This window comes from Mesorhizobium sp. M7D.F.Ca.US.004.03.1.1 (assembly GCF_003998635.1).
Classification (GTDB): Bacteria; Pseudomonadota; Alphaproteobacteria; order Rhizobiales; family Rhizobiaceae; genus Mesorhizobium; species Mesorhizobium loti.
Map to the genome: position 1 here is coordinate 1 of NZ_RZQG01000202.1, position 7,827 is coordinate 7,827.

General features: G+C 63.0%; 7 protein-coding genes. 2 read left to right on the forward strand and 5 right to left on the reverse strand.

Annotation, left to right across the window (positions count from 1 at the left end):
* The coding region (locus EN935_RS13985; RefSeq protein WP_206534516.1) for a Maf family protein at positions 1-339 on the forward strand (339 nt) is incomplete at its 5' end.
* Positions 336-533: a DNA gyrase inhibitor YacG gene (gene yacG / locus EN935_RS13990; protein ID WP_023809262.1), complete on the forward strand. Its 198-nt coding sequence runs from the start codon at positions 336-338 to the stop codon at positions 531-533. The genes EN935_RS13985 and yacG, both read left to right, overlap by 4 nt.
* 16 nt (positions 534-549) lie before the next feature.
* On the opposite strand, the gene EN935_RS13995 is transcribed toward yacG, so the two are convergent.
* From EN935_RS13995 to EN935_RS14015, 5 genes are all read right to left on the reverse strand, one after another.
* Positions 550-1,923, reverse strand: coding sequence for an alpha-glucosidase/alpha-galactosidase (locus EN935_RS13995; RefSeq protein ID WP_127373383.1), 1,374 nt, complete (start codon positions 1,921-1,923; stop codon positions 550-552).
* 19 nt (positions 1,924-1,942) lie between these two features.
* On the reverse strand, positions 1,943-3,610 hold the full coding sequence (locus tag EN935_RS14000; protein WP_127262342.1) for an ABC transporter ATP-binding protein: 1,668 nt from the start codon (positions 3,608-3,610) through the stop codon (positions 1,943-1,945).
* A gap of 10 nt (positions 3,611-3,620) precedes the next feature.
* On the reverse strand, positions 3,621-4,760 hold the full coding sequence (locus EN935_RS14005) for an ABC transporter permease (RefSeq protein WP_126067675.1): 1,140 nt from the start codon (positions 4,758-4,760) through the stop codon (positions 3,621-3,623).
* On the reverse strand, positions 4,761-5,768 hold the full coding sequence (locus EN935_RS14010; protein ID WP_127262341.1) for an ABC transporter permease: 1,008 nt from the start codon (positions 5,766-5,768) through the stop codon (positions 4,761-4,763). It abuts the gene before it with no gap.
* A gap of 134 nt (positions 5,769-5,902) precedes the next feature.
* Positions 5,903-7,827: ABC transporter substrate-binding protein (locus tag EN935_RS14015; protein WP_164771126.1), on the reverse strand; the 1,925-nt coding region annotated here is incomplete at its 5' end.

Genomic DNA, 7,827 nt, shown 5'->3' on the forward strand with positions numbered 1-7,827 from the left:
GCCGCCAACTGCCTCGGGCTGTTGTCGGGCCGTTCGCACCGGGTCTATTCCGGCATCTGCCTGATCACGCCGGGCGGCAAGCTGCGCCAGCGGCTGGTCGAGACGCGGGTGCGCTTCAAGCGGCTGCCGCGCGAGGAGATCGACGCCTATGTCGCCTCAGGTGAATGGCGCGGCAAGGCCGGCGGCTACGCCGTCCAGGGTCTCGCCGGCGCCTTCGTCGTCAAGCTGGTCGGCTCCTACACCAACATCGTCGGGCTGCCTCTGTATGAGACCGTCGCGCTGTTGAGCGGCGAAGGCTTCAAGGTGCATGGCGGCTGGCTGGCGGGAACCCGGCTGTGAATTCCGACTCCAAGGTCACGCCCTTGCGCCCGAAGCGCCCCTGCCCCGAATGCGGCAAGCCCTCGGCGCGCGACACCTTTCCGTTCTGCTCGACGCGCTGCAAGGACATCGACCTCAACCGCTGGCTGAAGGGCGCCTATGTCATCAAGGCCCGCGACGACGAGGAAGAGACGGACCCCGACGCTCCGAATTAAGGCCGAGCGCCGCCGATCAGGCGGCGGCTTCGTTCTTGCGGTTTTTGCGCGCCCAGCCCGGCAGCCAGTCACCATGAGCAGCCAAGAGATCATCGACCAGTGACCAGATCTGGTCGAGATCGAGCTCGGCCGCGGTGTGCGGGTCCATCATGGCCGCATGATAGATATGCTCGCGGTTCTCGCTCATCAGCGCCCGCACCGTCAGTTCCTGCACGTTGATGTTGGTGCGGATCAGCGCGGTCAATTGCGGCGGCAAGTCGCCGATATAGGTCGGCTGGATGCTGGAGGCATCGACCAGGCACGGCACTTCGGCGGCACAATCCCGGGGCAGCGAGGTGATGCAGCCATTGTTGCGGACATTGCCGTAGATCACCGAGGGTTCGCCCGTCCACACCGAATTCATGATCGATGAGGCGTACTCCTTCGACTCCTCGACCTCGATGCGCTGGGCCGAGCGGTAGGCCTGCGCCTGGTCTTTCCAGCGCTCGATCTGCTCAATGCAGCGCTTGGGATATTCGTCCAGCGGGATGCCGTATTTCTCGATCAGGTCCGGGCGGCCTTCCTTGATGAAATAGGGCGTGTATTCGGCGAAATGTTCCGAGCTTTCGGTGACGAAATAGCCGAGCCTGGTCAGCATCTCGTAGCGCACCTTGTTAGGGCAGCGCGGATTCCAGCCGGGCTTGGGCGCGCGGCCCTCACGATAGGCACGTACGAGATCGGGATAGAGGTCGCGGTAGGAGCCGTCCGGCTGGCGATGCTCGAAGTTGAGATAAAAGGCCATGTGGTTGATGCCGGCCGAGCGATAGCGGATCTCTTCGTAGGGAAGGTCGAGGTCGTGGGCCAGTTCCATTGCCGTGCCCTGCACCGAATGGCAGAGGCCGACCTGCCTGATCTCGGGATATTTCTCTGATATCGCCCAGGTGTTGATCGCCATCGGGTTGACATATTGCAGCATGATCGCCTGCGGGCAGACGGCGAGCATGTCCTCGCAGACCTTCCACAGATGCGGCACGGTCCTCAGGCCCCGCATGATGCCGCCGACGCCGAGCGTGTCGGCGATCGTCTGACGCAGGCCGTATTTCTTCGGCACTTCGAAGTCGGTGACCGTGCAGGGCTCGTAGCCGCCGATCTGGAAGGCGACAACGACGAAATCGGCGTCGGCCAGCGCCTTGCGCTGGTCCGAATGGGTCTCGGTCTTCGCCTTGACGCCGAGCGTCGCGATCAGCTTGTTGACGACGATGGCGCTCTCTTCCAGCCGCTGCGGATTGACGTCCATCAGTGCGATGGTCGCGCCAGAAAGCGACGGGCGCTGCAGCACGTCGCCGACAATGTTCTTCATGAACACCGTGGAGCCGGCGCCGATGAAAGTGATCTTGGGATTTCTTGCCATGCTAACCTCCGGCATATGTTCAGGCCACGTCGAAAGCGGCCCTAACGAGCCGTTCGGTGTAGGCGGTCTTGGGATTGGACAGGACGTCGTCGACGGGGCCCTGCTCGACGATCTTGCCGTTCTGCATGACGATGACGCGGTGGCATAGCGCACGCACCACCTTGAGGTCATGCGAGATGAAGAGGTAGCTGAGGCCGCGCTCGTCCTGCAGCTTGCGCAGCAGGTCGATGATCTGCGCCTGGACCGAAAGGTCGAGCGCCGATGTCGGCTCGTCGAGCAGGATGAATTCGGGTTCCAATGCGATGGCGCGGGCGATCGCGATGCGTTGCCGCTGTCCGCCGGAGAATTCGTGCGGAAACCGTGACAGTATATCGCCCGGCATGCCGGCGCTGACCAGCGCATCGCGCACCCGTTCGACCCGCTCGCGCCGCGTCGCCCCTATGCTGTTGACGATCAGCCCTTCCTCGATGATCTGGCCGATCGTCATGCGCGGGTTGAGCGAGGAGAACGGATCCTGGAAGACGATCTGCATGCGCGAGCGCAACGGCCGCATCTCGGCCCGCGACAGGCCGTGGATCGGCTTGCCGTCGAAACGGATCTCGCCGCGCTTGGCGTCTATCAATCTAAGCAGGGCCTGACCGAAGGTGGTCTTGCCGGAGCCGGATTCGCCGACCAGCCCCAGCGTCTCATGGCGGCACAGGCTGAGGCTGAGATCGTCGACGGCGACCAGCTCTCGCCAATCCGGCTTCAGGAAAGTGCCGTGGCGCAGCATGAATGAGACGCGCACGCCGCTGGCCTCGAGAATGGTGCCGCAGCCCTCCGGCAGCGGCTTCGGCTGCCCGTGCGGCTCGGAAGCGAGAAGCCGCCTTGTATAGGGATGCTGCGGATCGGCGAAAAGCCGTTCGGTGACGTTGTGCTCGCACATTTCGCCATGCTGCATGACATAGACGTAGTCGGAGAACTGGCGCACCACGGTCAGGTCGTGGGTGATCAGGATCACCGCCATGCGCAGCTCTTTCTGCAGGCTGCGGATCAGGTTCAGGATCTGCGCCTGGACGGTGACATCGAGCGCCGTGGTCGGCTCATCGGCTATCAGCACATCGGGATTGTTGGCCAGCGCCATGGCGATCATCACCCGCTGGCGTTGCCCGCCCGATAGCTGGTGCGGATACTGCTTGAGCCGCGCGACAGGATCGGGAATCTGCACGTGCTGCAGAAGTTCGAGTGCGCGCGCCCACGCATGCTTGCGGCTGACCCTGCGATGCACCCTGATCGCCTCGACGATCTGGCTGCCGACCGTATAGATCGGGTTGAGCGAGCTCATCGGCTCCTGGAAGATCATCGAGATGCGGTTGCCGCGCAGCTTGCGGCGGGCGTTCTCAGGAAATTTCAGGATGTTTTGCCCGTCATAGCAAACGCTCGATCCGGGCGACACTGTGGCGCGTCGCGACAGCAGTCCCATTACGGTGCGCGCCGTCACCGACTTGCCGGAACCGGATTCGCCGACGATCGCTATCGTCTCGCCGCGATAGAGCTGGAACGAGATGTCCTTGACCGCCTCGACGACGCCATGCTCGACCTTGAAGGCCACCGCGACATTGCGGGCGTCGATGATGGGCTGGTCCTGGCGCCCGTCATGGTCGTGGCGGACGATCGGTGCGAAGGATTCGGCGAACGCGACGGACATCTGTGCCACCTCAATAGGGATCGACGGCGTCGCGCAGGCCGTCGCCCAGCGCGTTGAAGGCAAAGACGGTGACGAGCACGAAACCGACTGGCGACAGTATCCAGGGATAGGTGCCGATGACGGAATAGGTCGCGGTGTCCTGCAGCATGAGGCCCCACGAGATCAGCGGCGGCTTGACGGCGAAGCCGAGGAAACCGAGGAAGGATTCGAGCAGCACCACCGTCGGGATCGCCAGCGTCACGGCGACGATCACATGGCTCATCACATTGGGAAAGATGTGCTGCATGATGATGCGCCGGTCGGTGGCGCCGACCGCCATGGCGGCGCGCACATACTCGATCCGCGCCAGCGCCAGCGTCTTGCCGCGCACCTCGCGCGACATCTGCGCCCAGCCCAACGCCGACATGACGATGATGACGAAAGCCAGGAAGACGTTGGTGGGAGCGGTGACCGGGATCAGCGTCGTCAGCGCCAGATAGAGCGGCAGCTGCGGGAAGGCGAGCACCAGTTCGACGAAGCGTTGCATCCAGACATCGAACCTGCCGCCGAAATAACCGGAGACCATGCCGACGGTGGTGCCGATGACGGTGATGATGAAGACGACCGTCAGCGCGATCATCAGCGAGACACGCGAACCATGGATGGCGCGCGACAGCACGTCACGGCCGAATTTGTCGGTGCCGAGGAAATGCACTGGTTGGCCGTCCAGCGAGCCGAACAGATGCCGGTCCGCCGGCAACAGCCCGAACAGCTTGTAGGGCGCGCCATGCACGAAGAAACCAAGCAGCCTTGGATGGTCATAGTCGGGACCGACGACGGGCTGGAAAGTGACCGGATCGAGGTCCACCGAATCGGCCAGCGCATAGACCCTCGGCCGCGCGACGAAACCGCCGTCCTTGTCATAGAAGCTCGGCAACTGCGGGGGAGCGAAACCGACATCCGTGACCTTCGGGTCCATTGGCGCCATGAACTCGGCGAACACGGCCATCACCAGCAGCAGCACGACCAGCCAAAGCCCAGCCATGCCGGTCCAGGAGCGCTTCAGCCGGCGCCAGACCAGCGCGATGTAGCTCTCATTGCCGCGCGCCGGTTTGGCTACGATGGGACCTTCGGCCGGCAGCGGTGGCGGTGATGGATCGCGCGCCAACATCTAACCCTCCCCGAACTGGCGTACGCGCGGATCGAGCAGGACGAGCAGCATGTCGGCGATGATGTTGCCGACGATCAGCGTCGCCGACAGGACCATCATGAAGGTGGCGGTGACATAGACGTCGCCGACGGCCATGGAGCCGACGATTGCCGGGCCGACGGTCGGCAGCGCGAAGATGATCGCCGTCTCGATCTCGCCGGTGAGCATGTAGGGCAGCACCACGCCCTGATACATGACGAGCGGGTGCAGCGCGTTGGGCACGGCATGGCGCATAACGACGGCGGCGCCGGTCAGCCCCTTGGCCCTGGCCGTCTCGACATATTGCGCGTTCAGCGTGTCGAGCAGATTGCCGCGCATGACGCGCATATTGTAGGCAAGACCGCCGAAGGTAGCGATCGCCACGACCGGCCAGACATGCTTGACCAGGTCGACGAACTTGGCCCACGACCATGGCGCGCCGCCATATTGCGGCGAGAAGAAGCTGCCTATCTCCGACACGTTGAACTGGAAGACCATGAGATAGACGATGATCAGCGCCATCAGGAAGCGCGGCACCGTCATGCCGAGGAAGGAGATGGCCGACAGCGTCGAGTCGATCCAGGTGTATTGCCGGGTCGCCGCCCATATGCCGAATGTGATGCCGAGCACCGAGGCCAGCAGATGGCAGACGAGCGCCAGAATGAGCGTGCGCGGCAGGCGCTCGCCGACCACATCGGCGACCGGTTTGTTGTAGTAGAGGCTGTAGCCGAAATCGCCGCGGGTGATGATGCCGCCGATCCAGTTCAGATACTGGACGGGCAGCGGCTTATCGAGGCCATGCTCGATGCGATAGGCCTTGGCCTGCGCGTCGGCCTCGGCGAAGGAGGCACCGCCCTGGTTGATTAGCTGCGAGCGGATGTAGTCGGCGTAGTCGCCCGGCGGCGCCTGGATGATGGCAAAGGTGACCAGGCTCAGAATGGCGAGGACCGGTATTGCCGACGCTATGCGCGTGAGCAGGAATCGCAGCATGGACGGTCCGCTTCCTTGTCTCGCCGATCGCGCCTTTTGGTTGCGTCCGGAGGTTGGTTTTGTCCGACCGCGCCAGCGGCGCGGCCGGAGTTCTCTTGGTCAGGGAGGTAAACCTAATTCATCTCATCGGGCTCCTAGTCCATCGGGCCTTTGTCTCCGGGTTTGCCGGGAAGCTCCTCAGGGAACAATTCGTATTTCGCCTGCTTGTCGGCGGCGACAAAGACCCGTTCGCGGATGATTGAATCCTCGGCCCAGTTGAACATGAAGATCGGCGTGCCTTGCGGAATGTTCGAGAAGCGCTTGTTGATGATCAGCGCGCCAGGATATTCCGTCAGGCCGACATTGTAGACGTGTTCCGTCGAAATCTTCTGGAACTGCTTCATCAAGCTCGCGCGCTGGTCATTGTCCTCGGACGAGACGAACTTGTTGACGATATCGACGAGGTCCTTTTCGAAAGGCATCAAGTCTACCTCGCCGCTTTCGGGCGCGCGGTGGTTCCAGCTGGTCTTCGGACCAACGGGAGCGAGTTGCTCGGTGTTCTGCACCACCGATGTCAGTTCCTGGTCGTTGCGCCGGACCAGCCAGTCGAAGCGGCCGGAATATTGCGAGGCGTCGCGCTGGGTGCCGTTGAGCCCGTTGAGCACGACCCGAATTCCGAGCTTTTCCATCTGGGCGACGACGCCTTCGGCAAGGCTCTTGTCGGTTGTGTAGTCGTTGTTGACCAGCATCACGACCTCGACGTTCTTGCCGCCGGCGGTGCCGGCCGGGAAGTTCACGAAACCGTCGCCGTCCGTATCCTTGAGGCCGGCCTTGGCGAGCTCCGCCTTGGCGCCCTCGAGGTCGAAGGGGTAGTAGACGGTCGAATCGCGGTCATAGAAACTGGTGCCTGACGACAGGCCGCCGGCATAGATGGCGGTGAACGGACCCTTGACCAGCGAGTCGCCGAGCGCCTTGCGGTCGAGCGCCATGGTGACGGCCTTGCGGAAGTCCTCGTTGCGGTTCAGCTCGCGCACAGCTTGCCCGCGTTCGTCCGGGTTGCCCCAGCCATTGGCGGAAAAATTCATGCGCAGATTGTAACCGATGAGCCGCGGGCCAAAGGCCAGGCGTGCGGGCGCATTTGCCTCCGCAGCGCGCTTCAGCGAGGCGACGAAGTTTTCCGGCTGCTCCAGATTGGAGAAGTCGGCCGAGCCGGCAACCGCCTGGACGTCGCGGTCGGCCCAGGTCGACAGCTTGTATTGCAGCTCGTTGAGGTAAGGCAGCTGGTTGCCCTTCTCGTCGACCTTCCAATAGTAGGGGTTGCGGCGCATGACGATGATGTCGTCCGGCCGGTACTCGACCGGCACCCAGGCGCCCATCACCGGCATGTTCATGAATTCCGGCGGAAAGGCGTTCTTAAACTGGTCGTAGGTGTTCTTCGAATATTTCGGATGCTGCGGCTTCAATATGTGCGCGGGACCGGGACAGAAGGTGCCGTAGGCCATCGCATAGAGATATTGTTTCGGAAACGCCTCCTTGAAGGTCCACTCGACGGTGTAGTCGTCGATCTTCTTCAGCGTCGTGCCGACACCGAAGGTTTCCTGTGTGGCACCGTTCAGCGGCGAGACATTGGGATCAACGACCTCGTCGTCCCAATAGAACATGACATCGTCGGCGTTGAAGGCAACGCCGTCCGACCACTTCGCCCCTTCGACCAGATGCATGGTGAGCTTGTGGCCATCGCTCGACCAGTCCCAGCTCCTGGCCAGGTTCGGCAGCGGCTCGGTGTCCTTCGCCTCGACCTGGAACAGCGGCGCGGTGCGCGTCAGGCATTCGGAAAGGCCGATGTCGATGCCGCCCCAGCCTTGCGTCTGGCCGGCGCCGTAGTTCCAGCCTTCCGGCCGCCCGCCGATGACATGGCGCATCGTATCGCCATAGACGCCGATGCCGTCCTGCATGTTACCCGTCTTGAAGACCAGCGGTTCTTTCGGCAGCCTGTCTTTCACCGGCGGCAACTTGCCGGTCTTGACGTATTTCTCGGTGATCCAGTCGGGCTCGTGATATTGCGGGAGCGCCTTGAACT

Excerpts from the sequence above, each read along its gene's own strand:
- EN935_RS13995 (WP_127373383.1), bottom strand. The coding sequence starts at position 1,923 with ATGGCAAGAAATCCCAAGATCACTTTCATCGGCGCCGGCTCCACGGTG.
- EN935_RS14000 (WP_127262342.1), bottom strand. The coding sequence starts at position 3,610 with ATGTCCGTCGCGTTCGCCGAATCCTTCGCACCGATCGTCCGCCACGAC.
- EN935_RS14005 (WP_126067675.1), bottom strand. The coding sequence starts at position 4,760 with ATGTTGGCGCGCGATCCATCACCGCCACCGCTGCCGGCCGAAGGTCCC.
- EN935_RS14010 (WP_127262341.1), bottom strand. The coding sequence starts at position 5,768 with ATGCTGCGATTCCTGCTCACGCGCATAGCGTCGGCAATACCGGTCCTC.